Annotated in this window: 14 protein-coding genes and 3 pseudogenes; 4 read left to right on the top strand and 13 right to left on the bottom strand. The window is 40.2% G+C overall.

Annotated elements, in window-relative coordinates; genetic code table 11:
• Positions 1–140: 140 nt before the first annotated feature.
• A complete protein-coding gene (locus tag KA717_26270; GenBank protein UXE59338.1) occupies positions 141–1,124 on the bottom strand; it encodes an IS110 family transposase in 984 nt (327 codons plus the stop codon).
• A 267-nt stretch (positions 1,125–1,391) separates the two neighbouring features.
• On the opposite strand from KA717_26270, the gene KA717_26275 reads away from it, so the two are divergent.
• Positions 1,392–2,072, top strand: a complete 681-nt coding sequence (locus KA717_26275) for a cysteine hydrolase (GenBank protein UXE59339.1) — start codon at positions 1,392–1,394, stop codon at positions 2,070–2,072.
• 203 nt (positions 2,073–2,275) lie between these two features.
• Here KA717_26275 and KA717_26280 read toward each other — a convergent pair whose 3' ends face one another.
• The 5 genes from KA717_26280 to KA717_26300 form a co-directional block, all read right to left on the bottom strand.
• On the bottom strand, positions 2,276–2,824 hold the full coding sequence (locus KA717_26280) for a hypothetical protein (GenBank protein ID UXE59340.1): 549 nt from the start codon (positions 2,822–2,824) through the stop codon (positions 2,276–2,278).
• A gap of 4 nt (positions 2,825–2,828) precedes the next feature.
• Positions 2,829–4,019: an ABC transporter substrate-binding protein gene (locus KA717_26285; GenBank protein UXE59341.1), complete on the bottom strand. Its 1,191-nt coding sequence runs from the start codon at positions 4,017–4,019 to the stop codon at positions 2,829–2,831.
• Positions 4,020–4,072: 53 nt separating this feature from the next.
• Positions 4,073–4,534: a nucleoside deaminase gene (locus tag KA717_26290; protein UXE59342.1), complete on the bottom strand. Its 462-nt coding sequence runs from the start codon at positions 4,532–4,534 to the stop codon at positions 4,073–4,075.
• 607 nt (positions 4,535–5,141) lie between these two features.
• On the bottom strand, positions 5,142–5,621 hold the full coding sequence (locus KA717_26295; GenBank protein UXE59343.1) for a hypothetical protein: 480 nt from the start codon (positions 5,619–5,621) through the stop codon (positions 5,142–5,144).
• On the bottom strand, positions 5,608–8,745 hold the full coding sequence (locus KA717_26300) for an efflux RND transporter permease subunit (protein ID UXE59344.1): 3,138 nt from the start codon (positions 8,743–8,745) through the stop codon (positions 5,608–5,610). The genes KA717_26295 and KA717_26300 overlap by 14 nt, the downstream gene beginning before the upstream one ends.
• Positions 8,746–9,083: 338 nt before the next feature.
• Here KA717_26300 and KA717_26305 point away from each other — a divergent pair.
• Positions 9,084–9,407 (top strand): annotated as a pseudogene (locus KA717_26305) (ISAs1 family transposase).
• 92 nt (positions 9,408–9,499) lie between these two features.
• Here KA717_26305 and KA717_26310 read toward each other — a convergent pair.
• Positions 9,500–10,855, bottom strand: coding sequence for an ISNCY family transposase (locus KA717_26310; GenBank protein UXE59345.1), 1,356 nt, complete (start codon positions 10,853–10,855; stop codon positions 9,500–9,502).
• A gap of 84 nt (positions 10,856–10,939) precedes the next feature.
• Here KA717_26310 and KA717_26315 point away from each other — a divergent pair, with 84 nt between their 5' ends.
• Positions 10,940–11,584, top strand: a complete 645-nt coding sequence (locus KA717_26315; protein UXE59346.1) for an ISAs1 family transposase — start codon at positions 10,940–10,942, stop codon at positions 11,582–11,584.
• A 305-nt stretch (positions 11,585–11,889) separates the two neighbouring features.
• Here the strand turns inward: KA717_26315 and KA717_26320 are convergent.
• A pseudogene (locus tag KA717_26320) lies at positions 11,890–13,227 on the bottom strand (IS5 family transposase).
• Between the two features lie 144 nt (positions 13,228–13,371).
• Between KA717_26320 and KA717_26325 the strand changes: the two are divergent.
• Positions 13,372–14,451 (top strand): IS1634 family transposase, encoded by a 1,080-nt coding sequence (locus KA717_26325; GenBank protein ID UXE59347.1) that lies wholly within the window; start codon positions 13,372–13,374, stop codon positions 14,449–14,451.
• On the opposite strand, the gene KA717_26330 is transcribed toward KA717_26325, so the two are convergent.
• The 5 genes and pseudogenes from KA717_26330 to KA717_26350 all read right to left on the bottom strand — a co-directional run bounded on the left by KA717_26330 (position 14,435) and on the right by KA717_26350 (position 18,441).
• On the bottom strand, positions 14,435–15,313 hold the full coding sequence (locus tag KA717_26330) for an ISKra4 family transposase (protein ID UXE64786.1): 879 nt from the start codon (positions 15,311–15,313) through the stop codon (positions 14,435–14,437). The genes KA717_26325 and KA717_26330 overlap by 17 nt on opposite strands.
• Positions 15,301–15,543: a hypothetical protein gene (locus KA717_26335; GenBank protein UXE59348.1), complete on the bottom strand. Its 243-nt coding sequence runs from the start codon at positions 15,541–15,543 to the stop codon at positions 15,301–15,303. The genes KA717_26330 and KA717_26335 overlap by 13 nt, the downstream gene beginning before the upstream one ends.
• 409 nt (positions 15,544–15,952) lie before the next feature.
• Entirely contained in the window at positions 15,953–16,561 is a 609-nt protein-coding gene (locus tag KA717_26340) for a histidine phosphatase family protein (protein ID UXE59349.1), read from the bottom strand.
• Between the two features lie 11 nt (positions 16,562–16,572).
• On the bottom strand, positions 16,573–16,938 hold the full coding sequence (locus KA717_26345; GenBank protein UXE59350.1) for a metalloregulator ArsR/SmtB family transcription factor: 366 nt from the start codon (positions 16,936–16,938) through the stop codon (positions 16,573–16,575).
• A 363-nt stretch (positions 16,939–17,301) separates the two neighbouring features.
• Positions 17,302–18,441 (bottom strand): annotated as a pseudogene (locus KA717_26350) (IS5 family transposase).
• Positions 18,442–18,456: the final 15 nt, after the last annotated feature.

Here is an 18,456-nt window from a genome sequence, read left to right on the forward strand (position 1 = left end):
AGGGGGATTTAGCGATTATCTTGTTTGTCAAGGCCTTGATAGGATCGCTATCAAATAAAATTAGTCAAAACAAACAACTCATCCTCATACAACTCGTCAGAGAATGAGTTATGTTAACTCTTTCAACCAATATCAGAGAATTAGCACGCTTGCAGTTTTTCCTCCTTTGTCTCTATATTTTCAGGACATCGCCAAGGTTTTTGACTCTTGACTATAGCATGAAGAAATCCCAATAGCTTATGAGCGCAGGCAATTAAAGCTACTTTTTTGGCCTTACCTGCCTGGAGCAATTTTTGATAAAACGCCTTAATTACCGGATTGTGTTGTATTGCCACTAGGGCTGACATATACAGCACGGCACGCACCCTTGCTCGTCCACCGATAATACGTCGTTTTCCTCGCATTTGCCCACTGTCACAGTTCATGGGAGCAATTCCCACTAGACTCGACAGTTTCTTCAATGGTAGCTCTCCTAATTCTGGCAACATTGATAGCAAGGTCACGGCCGTTACTCTGCCCACTCCAGGTACACTGGTTAATAGCTCATACTGCTTTTTACTCTCTTCGTTGTCTTGCCGCAGTTGGTCTATCTGCTCATCCATTCCTTTTATCCTTTGTTTGAGCCATTGAATATTAGTCTCAATGTCAGCTTTCGCCGTGCTACTACGAACACTGTGCGCTCGTTTTTGTTCACTGTTTAGCATTTCCACTAACTGACTACGACGATTGACCAAATCGGATAAAGCTACTTGAGATTCTGATGCTAACGGTTTTGGGCTTGGTTGCAAGGCTTCTCCAAAATGGGCTAATACCTCGGCATCTATTTTGTCCGTTTTCGCTAGACGACCTGATGCCTTGGCAAAATCTCTGGCTCTTTTGGGATTAATCACTGCTACCTTGAATTCCTCTTTTTGCAGCTTGTGAGCCACTCCTCTTTCCATTCCTCCTGTTGATTCGATGATGATTAACTCAATTTTGTATTTTTTGAGTTGTTCGCTTAATTCCTGCCAGCCTGACTCTTGATTGGTTACTTGCAAAACCTTATTCGCTGGACGTAAAGCTATGTCCAACTTGGCTTTGCTGACGTCTATACCAACCCATTGGCTTGCTACTTGAGTTTCCATGCTTTTACCCCTTTACTTTGAGTTTTTATCTTCATTACTCGACCTTGTTCACTACGGGTTCGAGACCCTCTCGATTTTTCGAGTTTTTGAAGGATTGATGAGTGGCGACCTAGACTAAATCTCGGCTTTTATAACCAAGGGGGAATCGGTCTACCACTCTTCCTTTAAGATACAAGGGGGATCAAACGCCATTGTGCAAGAAGTCTATTAATGTAGATTCCAAATTTTTTTAACTTTAACTTTTAGTTCACCGAAGAGATAGATAAAATGACGGTCATTAAAGCCCAACCCTACGATTATGAATTACCCGTTACGGGTCAAATTGCCTTGCTGATTATTGATATGCAGCGTGATTTTCTGGAAGTAGGTGGCTTTGGAGATGCCCTGGGTAATGATGTTCAACAATTACGAGAAATCGTTCCCACCGTAAAAACATTGCTCGAAGCATTTCGTCAATATCAACTTCCCATTTTTCAAACAGTAGAAGGTCATCGCCCCGATTTATCTGATTGTCCTCCCTCGAAATTAAAACGGGGTAAAGGAACTTTAAAAATTGGTGATACTGGTTCAATGGGGCGTATTTTAATCTTGGGTGAACCGGGCAATCAAATTATTCCAGAATTGGAACCTTTGCCTCATGAAATCGTAATTGCTAAACCAGGTAAGGGGGCTTTTTATGGGACAAATTTAGAATCTCTTTTACAAACTGAAGGGATTACCCATCTCATTATCACGGGGGTTACGACCGAAGTTTGTGTACAGACGACCATGCGGGAAGCTAATGACCGAGGTTATGAATGTTTATTAGTGGAAGATGGGACTGCCAGCTATTTTCCCGAATTTAAAGAAGCGGCGATCGCCATGGTTCGCGCTCAAGGGGGGATTGTGGGTTGGACTGCTACTGCTGATAAGGTGTTAGAAGCACTAGAGATAGACAACAGGGAGTGAGAAAAAGACTTTGCAGGACTCAGAATACATAATTTTAGTTTGATTATATTGAAACTCAAAAAAACGTAACCAATTGTTAAGCTAATTTACAAAATCAGCGATCGCGCTTGTCAGTATCTTCAAGAATATTGGGAATAGTGCTTGGATTATAGTGAATCGTAATGATCGACTATAACGACATCTACGATAAAACCAATTAGGTTTCAACAAAGTAGCCATACTAATCCAGTGGTAGAATACAAATCGCTTACGATGAAATTCAAAATGATTATTGCAAATATCAAGAAAGTATTTAAAAAAGCCCATTTTACAGGTATTGATTCAGGTGGTCTTCTAAAATAAGAAAATAGCTTACTTAAAATCACTAGTGAAATTATCCAAGCTACGTCGATTACATAAAGTACTAGTAAAAATTGCAGAAAACCTATAGATGAATATCCATTTGCTTGAACAGAAGAAAATTTTCCTAAAAAAACGATGCAAATTGTTTGTCCAGTAATCACAAAATAATCGTATAACCATGCTAATTCTTTGAGTTTTTTAAAGTCGTCACTAACTAAGTATAATTGATTACCAATAAAAAATCGCATGGAAACTAATAAAAACGTTACAATCAGAAGTAAACCGTTTACGATTAGACCAGATAACAATGACTTATGGGCCACTTCAAGCATTCTATCGTAAGCAATCCCCATCAACACAGCCAAGAAAAGTGGTGAGATAATAGCCCGTCTTTCCAACTGATTGTTCATGATTTTATTTTAACCGTATATATTTAATGATGTTTACAAATTTTTTACAACAAGTGTAAAGTTTTCCCTTATTAAGTTTTGTTAACAGTCTAAAAATACCGCAAAGACCAATAAAAACAAGAATCACAACCACAAAAACGAGACCAATCAAAAGTGAATTAATTTGTAACCTATCTTTATCTCTCTTATCGTAAATAAATCTTCCTATGTCTAGTGAGGAATTTTGAGGAATTATTCCCAATGTTGCATAAGTTTCGGCTATACCTTGCCATCTACCTGGATACATATATCCGATTTCAACAATATCAGGCATAATATCCAATCGCATTTTTTTTGATTCATAATTTAAATGCTCTAATGTATGACGTTTGCTGTATTTTTTGTAAATTAAGTTAATTATTTCCTGAGTATTTTTATTATTTTTAAAAGTATATTTCCAGCCTTGTAGCGAAGCCTCTAAAAATTTACGAGATATATCTGAATGCTCTCTTAAGTATTGTTCTGTTGTAAAAAGTGTATCACCATAAAAGTCAATTCCCGCCGATCTAGGAGAGAAAATGTTATATTGAATTTTATTTTTTTCAAGTAGATAAGGCTCGTCTGTTGTATAAGCAGAAATAGCATTAACTTTATCTTTGATTAGGGGAGTAATATCAAATGAATGAGGATAAAGGACTAACTGTTCCTTAGAGATACCTTCATTTTTAAGATAAGCAAATAAGGAATCTGCATGGGGTTCAATCATAGCTTTTTTGCCAACCAGATTGTGAATATTATTAATTCCTTTATTTTGTTTAGTTAGTAAAACTAGTGGAGAGTGCTGAAAAATTGCAGCGAGTACAACTATCGGCTCGCCTTTAATATGATCAATTACCAGATCGGATGTGCCAACCCCAAACTCTGCTTGGCCATTTAAAACAGATTTAGTTGAGTCTGTCCAATCTGAAGATTCTTCTATTTTAACCCGAAGTCCAGCTTTTCTGTAAAACCCTTTTTCCTGCGCTGCATAATAACCAGCAAATTGAAATTGATGCTTCCATTTTAGTTTCAGAGTGATCTCATCCATGTAAGTAGAAGTTTCCTTGATTTGCTCTTTCCCTAAAGCAAAATAACCAGGAAAACAAACTACACAGGCAAGTGCAAGAAATAGAATAATCAAAAACCTTGAGCAATTGATTTTAGTTAATTTACCCATAAAAATATATCTGTATATGAATTTTGTTGATGGCTTTTTATTCCGTTAGTAGTTTAGTTACTAATTCCAATATCTTCATTCCAGAGTAAAGGTTTTTTTTCAATAAAGTCTTTCATAAGCTGTTGGCATTCCTCTAAATTTAAGTCAATTACCTCAACCCCATGATGCTCCATAAAGTCTCTAGCCCCTGGGAATGTTCTTGAATCTCCAGCAACAACTTTTTTTATTCCAAATTGAACAACCGCTCCAGCACAAAGATAGCAAGGCATTAGGGTAGAATAAAGTACTGTATTTTGATAGTCTTTAACTCGACCTGCATTGCGAAGACAGTCAATTTCCGCATGAGTTACAGGATCATTGTCCTGAACACGTCTGTTGTGTCCTCGGCCGATAATCTTTCCAGACTTTACTAGAACAGAGCCGATAGGAATTCCTCCCTCATCAAGCCCAAGCATCGCTTCTGCAATAGCTTCTTTCATAAACGTATCTATTGTTAGATTGGCTTGTAAGATCACTTTACTATTCCTGTAGATAAGCAGACATGAATGAACTTTCGTAGAGCTTGATTTATGCCCGTTTCAAACGAGATCGCGGCTCTTATCGGTTAGCTTAAGAAACTCAGCCTCACCACTATTCAGTTTAGATTAATTGCGATCAATTTGGATTACTGTGTGCTTCCTTAAATGCGATCACAATGGTTCGCGCTCAAGGGGAAATTGTGGGCTGGACGGCTCCTGCTGATAAGGTGTTAGAGGCACTAGAGATAAACAACAGGGAGTGAGAAAAAGGTTTTGTTTGTTACCAAGGCAAGGGCTGGAGTTAGGCCAACCCCACCTACCCTCGAAAATGTTATAGTAGCATTAGATACAAAAATAATTTTTTATTAATGCTATGAAAACCTCTCCTTTCTTGGCCAGAGTGAATCTAGGCGAAAACCTTCCCGTTCAAAATCGGAAAAGTGCGATCGCCGTCAGGTAGGATCTGGGGGGGCAGTAACTGTAATTCTCGTCGGGCGGGATCGAGACGAAAGTGAAAACGACTCAACACATCCATCCCCAAAATCCCCATCACTCCCTCTGGAACCATACCCTGGGACAGTTGTAGAGCCTGTAAGCCTTTGACCTAAGCCTTATCGAGAATCAAGGGGGGTAAAGCGTAAAGGGCTGCATCCATTTCTCGACAAGCATTGCCAGCCACTGCATAGCGGGTATTCTCGCGGGGAATTGGTGTTCCTGTTAAGCCTAATAATTTTGTCCAGGCGGCGGTAACGATGGAAATAGAAGCTCCCGTATCTAGTAAAAATTGTCCTGAATGTTCTCCTGTTTTGACGGTCATTGTCCAGGATAAACCGCCGCTTAAAGCCTGTAAGGGGAGATTGCCCTGACCCTGGATAAGAGGATGAGGTAATTTAGTATTTGCCAAACGGATGATGGCTTGGGAAGGAATGGCTTGATCCATTGAGGTCAGCGATCGCGGCCTGGTGACGGTGTTAACGGGCTTGGCAACTTGACCCAGGGCGGGAAACATCAAAACTTTTCCCAGGGCGATCGCGGTGATCAACAGAATAATCCAATGGCCAGAATTTTTATCAAACATCGTCAATAATTGCAGAACTTTTGGACAGATATTTCGCGGTTAAAGACTTGACCACAATATAAAGCACTGGCACAACAAATAGGCTTAAAAAAGTGGCAACTAGCATTCCACCAAAAACGGCTGTTCCTAAAGATTGCCGACTACTAGAACCGGCTCCGGTAGCAATCAATAAGGGAATATTGCCGAGCAGTGTGGCGAAACTGGTCATTAAAATGGGGCGTAGTCTTCCCTGGGCGGCGGCGATCGCGGCTTTAGTAATCGATAAACCCTGTTCTCGCAATTGGTTGGCAAATTCGACAATCAGAATTGAGTTTTTACTGGCTAAACCAATTAACATTACTAACCCAATCTGACAGTAAATATCATTGGCAAAACCCCGTAAAAATTGGGCTGCTAAAGCGCCTAAAATAGCTAGAGGAACGGCCAACATAATAATAAACGGATCAACATAATTTTCGTATTGGGCCGCTAAAACCAGAAAAACAAAGAGCAATCCCAAGGAAAAGATAATGGGAGCCAAGCCGCCTGATTCCAATTCTTCCAGGGAAACCCCCGACCATTCATAACCAAACCCTAAGGGTAAGATTTTCTTGGCTAAATTTTCCATTTTTTCAATCGCCTGACCAGAACTGACCCCTGGTGCTGCCGAACCATTGACGGCGATCGCCCGAAAAAGATTATAGTGATTAATCGTCTGGGCACTCACTTTGGAAGTGACAGTTACCAAATTAGATAGAGGAATCATTTGATTGCTATTAGAGCGCACATAGAGTTGATTAATATCCTCTGGACTATTGCGAAATTGCTGATCGGCCTGTAAATAAACCCGATAGGTACGATCTTGTAAAATAAAATCATTCACATAGCTCGATCCCATCGCTGTTTCTAGGGTTTTAAAAATATCATTGACCTCTACTCCCAAAATTTTAGCGCGATTACGATTCACCTCAATTAATAACTGGGGACTATTGGCCTGAAAAGTGCTAAATACCCGTTGTAATCCAGGGGTTTGATTAGCTTCACCTAATAACATTCCCATCGTTTGTACCAAAGTTTCTAAATCACTGTTGGCACGACGATCCTGAAGTTGAAAATTAAAGCCACCAAAGTTTCCTAAACCTCGAATAGCTGGTGGATTGAGAGGAAAAATACTGGCCTCAGGAATCTGGGAAAATTGACCAAAGAGTTGTCCAATAATTGCCTGTACGGATTGATCTGGCTTTTTGCGCTCTTGCCAAGGTTTAAGGGTTGTGAAAATAATGCCTTGGTTAGCACTACTGCCACTAAAACTAAAACCGCCCACCGTAAAAGTTCCCACCACTTCTGGCACTTTTAAAATTGTCTTTTCTACCTCCGTCATAATCTTGCTGGTATATTGCAAAGAAACCCCTTGAGGAGCCTGAATCAGCGTAATAAAATAGCCCTGATCTTCTTCTGGTAAAAAAGCGGTAGGTACGATGGTATAAAGCCAGATCGTCACCCCAAAAAGAGCGATAAAAATACCGATAATGAGAGCTTTTAGACGGACTAATTTAAAGAGTGAATTCTCATAACTGTTTTGGATAATGCTCAAAAATCCATTAAAACCATTGAAAAACCAGGCAATCCAACGAGGCGGATGTTGCCCCGATCGCAACCAAAGAGCGCAGAGAGAAGGGGTTAGGGTCAAGGCCAGAAAGGTAGAAATACCAATGGAAAAGGCGATCGTCAGCGCGAATTGTTGATATAAAGCTCCAGTTGTACCAGGAAAAAAGGCAACGGGAATAAACACCGCCATTAAGACTAAAGAAGTGGCAATCACAGCACTACTTAACTCCTTCATAGACTCGCTGGCAGCTTGGTAGGGCGGCAAGCCTTTTGTCTGAATAAAACGACTAATTTGTTCAACGACAATAATGGCATCATCGACAACCATGCCGGTCGCTAAGGTTAAACCAAACAGAGTTAAACTATTGATGGAAAAATTAAAGGCTTTAACAAAAATAAACGTACCCACTAAAGACAGGGGAATGGTTAAAGAAGGAATCAGTGTGGTGCGCCAATCCTGAAGAAAAATCAGAATTACGAGAATGACCAACGTGACGGATTCAATTAAGGTTTTGATCACCTCAGACAGAGACTCTTTTACAAAATTAGTGCTGTCGAGAGCGATTTGATAATCAATCCTTTCTGGAAAATCCTGGGACAATTTTTTGAGTTCTGCTTTCACCAGTTTGCCGACTTCTAACGCATTACTATCAATCAACTGATAAATCCCTAAACCAACCGCATCATAACCGCGATAACGAAGAAAGCTATTATAATTTTCTGCTCCCAATTCAACTCGTCCCACATCCTTAAAGCGAACAATCAGACCATTATCGCCCGTTTTAAGAATCAGATTATTAAAATCCTCGACATTGGTTAACTGACTACTAGCCCTTAGATCGATCTGAAATTCCTGCCCTTTGGGTGCGGGTTCCTTGCCAATTTGACCAGCTCCAACCTGCAAGTTTTGTTCTTTTAAAGCCTGAACAATGTCATCGGTGGTTAAACTTTGACTGGCTAATTTAATCGGATCCAGCCAGAGTCGCATGGCATATCGTCTTTCCCCAAAAATTCTCACCCCTCCTACCCCTGATAACCGTTTAATCGGATCGACTAAATAGCGATCGGCGTAATTACTTAAAAAGACATTATCATACTTGCCATTGGCACTATATAAGCCAATTCCTAATAACAAACTATTAGACTGCTTACTAACATTAACCCCAGTTTGTTTAACCGGTTCAGGAAGTTGCGGTTCGGCTAAAGAAACCCGATTTTGCACATCAATGGCGGCAATATCCTTATCCCTGGAACGGCTAAAGGTAGCGGTGATACTACTGGTTCCATCATTACTACTGCTAGAACTGAGATATTTTAAGCCTTGTACACCATTGATTTGTCGCTCTAAAATATCGGTGACAGCCTTTTCAACCACTTCGGCACTGGCTCCACTGTAGTTGGCTGTTACCTGAATTTCCGTGGGAGAAATATCGGGATATTGGGCAACGGGCAGATTCACTAAGCTAATCATTCCGACTAACAAAATCAGTAAGGCACAAACACTGGAAAAGACAGGGCGTTTAATGAAGAAATCAACAAACATAAGGGAAAATTAGCAGGAATTTGACGGTGAAGCAGTTGAGGATTTGGGTAAGACCCATGAGAAGATGGGGTGAGATTTTCGATCTAATATTTTTTGACTTAGTGTAACGCTTGCACACCGTTAAGAAACTGCTACGGGTTGAGATTGCCTTTAGATGGCATTGTGTCCTATTCTGCAAGCTTGACGATCAAGGGCTTAAACGCCTTACCTGTCGGTGTTTTAGAGAGCAAACTGCTGAACACTGCAGGGCGAACGCATCTAAAAATGATACAGATGCAAGAACATTATAGAGGGATGGATAAGGGAAAATAAGGAAAAGTGCATAGAAAACAAAAGCGATGAAACTCCGACCCAAATATAGACTGGTAGAACACTTTGCCGAAATAGATGACCCTCGCATCGAACGAACAAAACGGCATAAACTCATTGATATTCTAACGATTGCCATCTTAGCCGTCATTTGTGGAGCAGAAGGTTGGGTAGCCATGGAAAGTTTCGGCAAGGCTAAACATCAATGGCTAAAAAAAATTTTGGAATTGCCGAATGGCATCCCCTCCGACGATACGTTTGCGCGTGTATTTGCTAGTCTGAATCCAGAGCAATTTCAAGACTGTTTTCTGCATTGGGTCAAAAGTATAGCGGAGGTAAGTGAGGGAGAAGTCAGCAATTCCAAATTCAGAATGTAGTCAAAGATACAAAAGGCTCAATGTATTTACTGGCAAGGGTTTTGCTATGAAAATTGCCAATTAATCAACTAGGAAGAATTCGAGACAGCGAGAGAAACTGAGTCATCAAGCATAAAATCTAAAAGATGATGCCAGCTTTCAAAGAACAGATATTTGGTCAAAGAGAGAATATCTTGAAAGAATCCCTTACGAGTGCCGCGTTGGACGCGAATTCTCTGGTAACGTTCATCAACCAAACCTAAAACCGTGTGCAAGAGAAAAGCCAGCAAATTCAGGGTAAGCAAAACAGAGGCGAGGTGTTGTTTACCATGCCCAAAATTATGCTCTAAGTGATAGCCTCGATTTTTGAGAATATTGTGATTCTCGTTCTCAGTACGCCAACGAGTCCGTCCAGCACGACAGACATCAAGAACGATGTGAGGGGTGAGAAAATGATTGGTAATCCAACTATTGTGATAAAGAAGTTGAGCATCGGATTCGCGGTGGATTTTTAGCTCACACCAGTTAACCAACAAAGCAGGCTGTTGGTCTCGCAGGGGAATCTGATTGAGATAACGGCAGTGCCAAATCTCGAAATACTTCCCATTCCAACGTCGGTGTTGAGTGGTTTTGACTTCTCCATTAGCTTCTAAATAGTTTAACCATTCATAGAGTGTGGGATGAGAAGTCGGTAAACAGACGAAGATAAAGTTGAAATCGTGGTCGAGACAGTGCTGACAAGTGGGCTGACGACTGTACAAGTCATCCCCTAGCAGAGTTATCTTCTGTCCCGCAAACAAACTAGCATGGTTACTTATCCAACGTTTCGCCGCATTTTGCTCACAATCTTGCTTTTCAGAACCGTCTTGAGGGGTGATAAATTCAGGGGGTAAGGAAAAAACTGATTCATGGTCTGGGGAAACAATCACGGGCAATAATGCCTGATGGAAGTAGGTGACTTTTCCCTGTTTTGACGTTTTGGTTGAACAGCATGGACAATTTACTTTTTCCGAACTGTAGTAATTTGTCCCATCCATTGCTACTAGAAGATTTCCCCTCAATATTTCATAGGCTTTCAAGAATCCCATGCTCCTCAATGCTTGGTAAATTAACCCAAACAAAGGGAATAGACTACTCGCTGCTACCCCATCCACAATGTTGCGAATCTGTTCTACTGTTGGTATTTTTTCTAGTCCAAACAAGCTCTGAGCATTATCTCGCCCACAACGGCTGTTAAGCTGACGTTGGTACTCTAAAAATGACTCATTTTGCATAAAAAAGGCGGCAAATGCCCCCAGTATCGCCTCTCTTAGACTATATTTCGTTGCATTACTAACCGAACGGGGGTCATCTATCTTCCCAATGACCTCGTTTAAACAGTGAACGATTCCGTCAAAACTTAGGTCGTTTACTTCCATCTTTCTCTCTGCAAAATCAGTAGACACTTTTCTCTTTATTCATAACTTCCTATAGGTCAAAGTTTTTCTGTCTCTATTTATACCATTTGAATTTGGAATTGCTGGGGAGAAGTGATAGCGATTGACGGCAAAACCCTTCGCCACTCCTATGATAATGCCAACGGAAAGGGCGCAATTCAGATGGTAAGTGCATGGGCAACAGCAAATCGTCTAGTACTAGGACAGTGCAAGGTGGAAAGCAAATCGAATGAAATCACGGCGATTCCTAAACTCCTGAAAATGCTAGAGGTCAAAGGTTGTATCGTAACGATTGATGCCATGGGAACTCAGACAAAGATTGCCCAACAGATAGTAGGGCGAGGGGGAGATTATGTTTTGGCATTGAAAGGCAATCAAGGTAATCTATGTGAGGATGTTGAACAATTATTTGCTCATGCTCAAGCGATTAATTTTGCGGGAATTAAGCATGATTTTCATCAAACAATAGACAAGGGACATGGACGGATTGAAATTCGCCGTTGCTGGACGATGGAACAAACAGAATTTTTGCTGGGTGGGGAGAAATGGGCAAAGTTGACGAGCATCTGTATGATTAAAGCGGAGAGACGATTGAAAGACAAAACAGAGTATGAGACTCTCTACTATATCAGTAGCCTGCCGAGTAATGCTCAAAAATTATCCCAATCTGTTCGTAGTCATTGGTTGATCCCACATTCCGCAGGTTGTCGAAGAGGAGCACTAGTTCACGCGAGCTAGTATCGGTACTTGTGCATTGATTTCGGGCAAGGATAAAAAATGTCAATAAAGTTCTAAAATGGAGTCTTGTCTTAGATAGGGCTTGCTGAAAAAGTCAAAAAACGAAAGAAATGTGGGTTAGGGAAGTATGGACTGAAAAAGCATAGATAACTTATCCTTATGGAAACAAATCAAAATACAGATTTTGTTTAATCTATTGTTCCTTTCTGTCTAAAAAGGTCAACACAAATCACTCCTCACAAAAGAGAGGAAAATTAACACCATTTTTCACAAGAAAAACGACTCTACAACTTTTTACTTTTTGTCTTCTGAAGTAGAGTAGAAAGATTCATTACCAAAAAGTTCATCGCAATTACCGTTTCCGAGGTCTCAGGTAGTTTGGCCATCACTCGACCAAGACTAAATTTCCTCTTTCCCTGTCCGAATTTACCCTCAATGGCATTACGCACTCTTTCATCTGAGCGTGCCTCTTTCTTTTTTTCTTTGCTCACCTCTTTCGGCGGTCTTCCCAATCGGGGACCACTCATTCTTATATCCCTTTCTTTACAATAAGCTCGATTCGCTTTTGTTCGATAGATTTTATCCACATGAACCGATTCCGGATAACATCCTGTTTCCCTTTTATATTCTTCTATTCGCGCTTGTAAATCTCCCGATTCGTTGTAATTATCCCAACTTAATTTGTCTAAGAAGACAAAGCCATTCACATTACTTGCCGATATTTTAGCTCCAAACTCTACTGCTTTTCCCGCTTTTCCACGCACTATTGGACGCACGTGAGGTTGGCTTACACTCACAATTCTGTTTTCTACTTTATTTGTCTTTTTTTCATACATTTCTAACTGTTGCTCATACACTTTTCCTATCGTTACAAGCTCTTCTTGCTCTTTTTTCGTTAGTTTTTCTAACTTTGCTCCCTCTTCTATCATTTTTTCTATATCAGACAAGTTTCTTTTTATATATCCTAGTTGTTTTTTTGTTCCTTTTCTTCTTTCTTTTTTTGACACACGACGTTTTTTTGCTATGGCTAAGTACTCTTTTCTTGCCACTTCCCTATAAGTCCTCGGCTTTTCTTTCCTTTTCTCTTTTATTTCTTCATACAGCTTATCTATTATTTTTTCTGTTTTTTCTCTGGCATCATTCAATATTCCTATATCCGTTGGATATTTTATATCTGCTGGTGTACAAGTCGCATCTAACAATAACTTTCCTTCATTTTCTTTTTTTTCTGACGCTACACCCGTCGCTTTTTTTTCTATTTCTTTATTAATTTTATTTATTAATTCCATTCCTATTTTTTTACGAAAATGAACCATCATTGACGCATTAAATGCTTCTTTGCTACTATAGCTTTCCATTCCTATAAAGTACTGTAAATAAGGGTTCTCTTTTATTTGTTCTACTGTTTCTCTGTCACTTTTTCCTGAAATTTCTTTGATAATTAATGCTCCTAATGCCATTCTAAATGATTTGGCTGGGGCTCCTTTTTTTTCTGTGAAGTTTTTTGCATATTCTTCCTCATATTCTTCCCAAAGAATCATTTTTGACATTTCTATCCAACGATTTTCTTCGTCTAACTGCCCGCCGAACAGATTTTTCAAGTTTTCTGGTGTTTCAATTGAGTACTGTTGCTTTCGGTACATCTGCTTTCTCTCTTCTTAATGCAATGGTTTTGAGGCATTCTACCCTATTTTCGTGCATTCTAGCGGTTCTTAATTCGCCTACTATTTTTCTCCGTAAAGGTTTCAGCTTTTTTCAGCAAGCCCTAGATAGAATCAACAGTAAAAATGAATAACCTAAATATTAAAGACCTCGACCACTTAGGAATCGTAGCGGGAATTATAGATGAAATGGGTTTAGTAGAAATTATCGATGAGGAAGTGGGAACTCATCCTCAAGAAAAGCTCAGTGTAGGTACAATAGTAAAAGCAATGATATTAAACTGCTTAGGATGTATCAATGCTCCGTTATATTTGTTGAGTGAGTTTTTTAAAGGAAAAGCATTAGAACACCTATTAGGAGAAGGAATAAAAGCAGAAGATTTAAATGATGACAAGCTAGGAAGGTCATTGGATAAGGTATTTGGAGTGGGGGTAAAAAACCGGTTCACGAAAATAGTCCTAAAAGCGGCAGCAATCTTTGGAATAGAACAAAAGTCAAAGCATTTAGACTCAACCTCAATGTCTGTACAAGGGAAGTATAAGGAAAGGATAGAAGATGAGGAAGACGAGCAGACAAAAGCCATAAAAATAAAATTTGGTTATTCCAGAGATAAACGACCAGACCTAAAACAGTTTATGTTAAATATGATATGTAGTGGAGATGGTGGTGTCCCTCTCTTTATGCAATTAGGAGATGGCAATGAATCGGATAAAAAGGTGTTTCCCCAGATAATCAAAGACTGTCAAGAAAGGTTGAATATGGAAGGTTTATCGGTGATGGATGGAGCTTTTTATACGGCGGAAAATGTGGGCATGGCGAGGTCAATTCAATGGTTAAGTCGTGTCCCTCTGAAAGAAGCCACTGAGACTTTGGCAAATATATCAGAAGACCAATGGCAGCAGGGTGAACAGGACGGTTATCGTTGGCAAGTGAGGGCTTCGGAATATGGGGGTGAACAGCAACGATGGCTTGTGGTCGAAAGTGCTCAACGTCTCCAGTCCGATAATAAAGCTATAAGTCAAAAAATTGAGAAAGCCGATAAAGTTGTCAAAAAAGAATGGCAGAAACTTTGTGGACAGAATTTTGCTTGTGAGGCCGATGCTCTTACTGAGGCTCAACTCTGGCCAAAAACCTTGACTTATCATCAACTCAGTCAAGTTGAGGTTCAGACTATTGGGTGCATCCCACTTAAGATAATACATTGACACTCAAAAGAGGAGAGTGATTGAGATAAGCACATCGTAGCCGAAGAATACGAGAAACATTATGAAGATGCCAACGTGCTCCCGACAATTTAACCCTAGCTCCCACCTGTTTAATCTTAGACTCCACATCACCAGAACCAATCACAATACCAAGCTGTTGATAGTATTGGTAATCAGGGATACGCTGATAATGCTTCGTCAAATAGGCTTGAAAATTCTTTGCCCTCTTGCTTTTGACTCCATCAAACGCATCTATTGCCTTGTTCACAAAACCCCGCCACAGTAAATGCTCCACTGCTTCTAGCCGTTTGAGAGAGCCACCCACTTTGAACAGATTCTCCTTGAGATGATACCAATCCAACACCTCTCGTCGTATCAGCCACGATTGAGTGGCGAAACTCTCTACCGCATTCCAGATTGCGGGATGACCATCTCCCAAAAAGGTCACTATTGGGGACAAAGGTTGAACATTGCTCCAATTCTTTAAGCCCTCTGGGTCTTGGAAAAAGGCTTCACAGACATTGCCATGAAGACTCACCAGTTTATAATCTCGCCACTGTCCCCCTTCCTTCTCCTCGCCCCGCAGACAAATCTTTCCCCCATCTATACTGACCCCCGCACTCTCTGACTGAGCTTGAGCTAAGGGCAGTTCTGTCCGTTCTACCAAGCGATGTAAACTGCTATGTCCTACTTTTATCCCCATCAACTCCTCTATATCTTCTTCTGCTTGTTGGTAGGATGTTTTCGCACTGGCTCTTAGACAGCATTTCTCTAAACCTGGACTTAAGACGATTTTTGGCGACACCTTTAGTTTTCTGGCTTGTTTTTGGCTTATTTCCACTTCTCCGACTAGGGTTTTGATTTTTCGCTTGTTTCCAGACCGTTTTTTTCCCCCTTCTGAAAAAAAAACTCCCCCATTGTTGGCCCCACAATTTCTAACATCTGGGTTCTGACTTCTACTTCGATGCTTCCAAAGTCCTTCTGTTTCTCTGGTTCCGTATATTTGCGCAGGATACGGGCTGATTCGGTGAGATGCTGTTTTAACAGTGCTTTTTCTTCTGGGGGAATCGGTAACATACTTTTTTCGCTCATCAGTTTTTTTCCATTTTACCCCAGATTCTATGTACTACTTTATCCGGGATGTACCCATTTACATTTATTCTTTTGAGGATGGAAAACACTTGACAGAAGAGGTAAAAAAAATGGTTTAATTTCTATAACAAAGAGCGATTCCATCAAGCTTTAGAATATCAGATGCCAGACCAAGTCTACTGGACAAGTTTGAATTTGGCTTGAGAGGACGTTTTTAGTTAGGGAGTCCGTTAACTTCAGAGCTTTACTCCCCGCTATTTTTGTTCAGTCTATTGGGGCCACCTCACTGACTCCATTGTGGAAGTAATAGGTTTAACCGGAACCTTGGTAATTGGTAACTGTGTTACGGCTTAATTTATCGAGTAAATTTAGACGAACGGCATTAGAGTTAGAACTAGGCAGTCTGGGGTCAATAGTGGGAAATATCTGCGTTGAGCCTTAACTGCCAGCGTTGCTGGGTCTGCACTAATTGAGTAATTGAAGCAACAGGAACTTTGGCGATCGCATTTCTGCCTAATAAACTGGTCGCCACTTCTGCCACAGTGGCCATGTGTCCCACAAATAACAAATTGCCGGAAAATTTTGTAGTTAATTGCTCGGTAACTACTGCTAAACGAGTCATCATCGCCGTTTCCGTTTCCGGATAGGACGGTATAACACAGGAACAATAGTGGGGTTCAATCAAGGGATATTGACGACAGAGTGATTCCCAAGGCTCCGTTTCCGGCCTTTCCGTTATCCAGTGGGGATTTAACCATTCCCCTAGGCCCGCCTCCACTTTAACGGATAGATTCAAACTATCGGCCAGGGGATAGGCTGTTTGCACCGCGCGTAAAAAAGGAGAACAAAAAATATGATCAATCTTTTCTGGGGCTAAACGCTGGGACAGTTTTTGTACCTGTTCTAATCCCTCGGCGGAAAGAGGTGGATCATAACGTCTAGCGGCGGTTTCAAACCATTCAGGAGAAGCAAAGTCTAAACGATGCCCATGTCTGACCAACCACACTGTCCGTTTCATCTCAGCTTTTTCTAACTCATACTACTTGAAAAGAGTCCCAATAGGCCGACAGCTTCTGCCTGTTGTTGCACACGTTGACTAATGCGATCGCAGACAGACTCACAAATCCCAAAAATAACTGGATCGGTAATACTATAATAAGCACTCACGCCTTGAGCTTGACGGGACAAAATTCCCGCCTGGGTCAGCACTTTTAAATGTTTAGATAAATTAGCTTGACCTAGACCCGTTGCCTCCGCTAATTCCGTTACATTCATAGGGCCAGCCTTGAGACAACTCAATATTTGTAAGCGGCTGACTTCAGACAACACCTTAAAATAATCAGCAACCAGCGTCAAGATCTCGGAATCCGTTTTAGCAGATGGGGTGTCAGCCATAGGTTCACACAGGAATTAATCGCAATATATGGCTTAAATCTTATCAGAAAAATGGGTTTAAAACCCTGTCGTTCTCAGGGCGCAGCAATTCCAAATTCAGAATGTAGTCAAAGATACAAAAGGCTCGATGTATTTAGGGCTTGCTGAAAAAGTCAAAAAACGAAAGAAATGTGGGTTAGGGAAGTATGGACTGAAAAAGCATAGATAACTTATCCTTATGGAAACAAATCAAAATACAGATTTTGTTTAATCTATTGTTCCTTTCTGTCTAAAAAGGTCAACACAAATCACTCCTCACAAAAGAGAGGAAAATTAACACCATTTTTCACAAGAAAAACGACTCTACAACTTTTTACTTTTTGTCTTCTGAAGTAGAGTAGAAAGATTCATTACCAAAAAGTTCATCGCAATTACCGTTTCCGAGGTCTCAGGTAGTTTGGCCATCACTCGACCAAGACTAAATTTCCTCTTTCCCTGTCCGAATTTACCCTCAATGGCATTACGCACTCTTTCATCTGAGCGTGCCTCTTTCTTTTTTTCTTTGCTCACCTCTTTCGGCGGTCTTCCCAATCGGGGACCACTCATTCTTATATCCCTTTCTTTACAATAAGCTCGATTCGCTTTTGTTCGATAGATTTTATCCACATGAACCGATTCCGGATAACATCCTGTTTCCCTTTTATATTCTTCTATTCGCGCTTGTAAATCTCCCGATTCGTTGTAATTATCCCAACTTAATTTGTCTAAGAAGACAAAGCCATTCACATTACTTGCCGATATTTTAGCTCCAAACTCTACTGCTTTTCCCGCTTTTCCACGCACTATTGGACGCACGTGAGGTTGGCTTACACTCACAATTCTGTTTTCTACTTTATTTGTCTTTTTTTCATACATTTCTAACTGTTGCTCATACACTTTTCCTATCGTTACAAGCTCTTCTTGCTCTTTTTTCGTTAGTTTTTCTAACTTTGCTCCCTCTTCTATCATTTTTTCTATATGAGACAAGTTTCTTTTTATATATCCTAGTTGTTTTTTTGTTCCTTTTCTTCTTTCTTTTTTTGACACACGACGTTTTTTTGCTATGGCTAAGTACTCTTTTCTTGCCACTTCCCTATAAGTCCTCGGCTTTTCTTTCCTTTTCTCTTTTATTTCTTCATACAGCTTATCTATTATTTTTTCTGTTTTTTCTCTGGCATCATTCAATATTCCTATATCCGTTGGATATTTTATATCTGCTGGTGTACAAGTCGCATCTAACAATAACTTTCCTTCATTTTCTTTTTTTTCTGACGCTACACCCGTCGCTTTTTTTTCTATTTCTTTATTAATTTTATTTATTAATTCCATTCCTATTTTTTTACGAAAATGAACCATCATTGACGCATTAAATGCTTCTTTGCTACTATAGCTTTCCATTCCTATAAAGTACTGTAAATAAGGGTTCTCTTTTATTTGTTCTACTGTTTCTCTGTCACTTTTTCCTGAAATTTCTTTGATAATTAGGGCTTGCTGAAAAAA

The sequence above is a fragment of the Woronichinia naegeliana WA131 genome (assembly GCA_025370055.1).
Taxonomy (GTDB): domain Bacteria; phylum Cyanobacteriota; class Cyanobacteriia; order Cyanobacteriales; family Microcystaceae; genus Woronichinia; species Woronichinia naegeliana.

Coding starts and splice junctions, on each gene's coding strand:
- KA717_26270 (UXE59338.1), bottom strand. CDS start 1,124: ATGGAAACTCAAGTAGCAAGCCAATGGGTTGGTATAGACGTCAGCAAA.
- KA717_26275 (UXE59339.1), top strand. CDS start 1,392: ATGACGGTCATTAAAGCCCAACCCTACGATTATGAATTACCCGTTACG.
- KA717_26280 (UXE59340.1), bottom strand. CDS start 2,824: ATGAACAATCAGTTGGAAAGACGGGCTATTATCTCACCACTTTTCTTG.
- KA717_26285 (UXE59341.1), bottom strand. CDS start 4,019: ATGGGTAAATTAACTAAAATCAATTGCTCAAGGTTTTTGATTATTCTA.
- KA717_26300 (UXE59344.1), bottom strand. CDS start 8,745: ATGTTTGTTGATTTCTTCATTAAACGCCCTGTCTTTTCCAGTGTTTGT.
- KA717_26325 (UXE59347.1), top strand. CDS start 13,372: ATGAATAACCTAAATATTAAAGACCTCGACCACTTAGGAATCGTAGCG.
- KA717_26335 (UXE59348.1), bottom strand. CDS start 15,543: ATGAGCGAAAAAAGTATGTTACCGATTCCCCCAGAAGAAAAAGCACTG.
- KA717_26340 (UXE59349.1), bottom strand. CDS start 16,561: ATGAAACGGACAGTGTGGTTGGTCAGACATGGGCATCGTTTAGACTTT.
- KA717_26345 (UXE59350.1), bottom strand. CDS start 16,938: ATGGCTGACACCCCATCTGCTAAAACGGATTCCGAGATCTTGACGCTG.